Here is a 310-nt window from a genome sequence, read left to right on the forward strand (position 1 = left end):
CGGAGTAGATCACATCATCGCCCAGATTGGGGCCGGCATTGATGCCCGACACCACAATGTCGGGACGCGGCTGCATCAGCGCATTCACCCCCAGATAGACGCAGTCGGTCGGCGTCCCCATCTGGACGGCGATATCGCCGTTTTCATGGGTGAAGGTGCGCAGAGGCGTTTCCAGCGTTAATGAGTTCGAGGCACCGCTTCGGTTACGATCGGGGGCAACAACCTGCACGTCAGCGATCTGCCGCAGGGCTTTCGCCAGAGTTTGAATGCCTGGCGCATGAATGCCGTCATCGTTACTGAGCAATATCCG

The 310-nt window shown here is 59.0% G+C and carries 1 protein-coding gene; it reads right to left on the reverse strand.

The annotated features are described in order from the left end of the window. Window positions 1-310: 5'/3'-nucleotidase SurE (locus SB765_RS28795; protein ID WP_410932379.1), on the reverse strand; the 310-nt coding region annotated here is incomplete at both ends.

The organism is Pseudomonas sp. SIMBA_067 (assembly GCF_046534675.1).
Taxonomy (GTDB): domain Bacteria; phylum Pseudomonadota; class Gammaproteobacteria; order Pseudomonadales; family Pseudomonadaceae; genus Aquipseudomonas; species Aquipseudomonas putida.